Below are 264 nucleotides of genomic sequence, written 5' to 3'. Positions count from 1 at the left end.
CGCAGGCCGAGCAGCAGCTGCCAGGCATCGCCCCAGTGCAGCGCATCGCGCAGATACAGTCCGCCGGAAGTGACGACGGACAGCGTATCGCCGCTGCGGGCGCCGCCGCAGGGCAGGCCGCCATAGACCGGCGCGTAAAGGTCGAGCAGCGCCGGGCGGCAGGGCACCTGTGCAAGCCATTCCCAGGTGCGGAAGGCATCCACGCCGACGGTCAGCGCCTGGCCGGACGCCGCGTCGCCGAAATCACGCGACAGGTAGGTGTCC

At 71.2% G+C, this 264-nt stretch carries 1 pseudogene; it reads right to left on the bottom strand.

Features of this window, described 5'->3' with window-relative positions:
* Positions 1 to 264 (bottom strand): annotated as a pseudogene (locus SB753_RS38205) (TonB-dependent siderophore receptor); the annotation flags it as partial.

Origin of the sequence: Paraburkholderia sp. SIMBA_053 (genome assembly GCF_046534895.1) — a bacterium.
GTDB classification, from domain to species: domain Bacteria; phylum Pseudomonadota; class Gammaproteobacteria; order Burkholderiales; family Burkholderiaceae; genus Paraburkholderia; species Paraburkholderia caledonica.
Note: the sequence above shows the minus strand (reverse complement) of the source record. Positions and strands in the feature narration are given on the sequence as shown.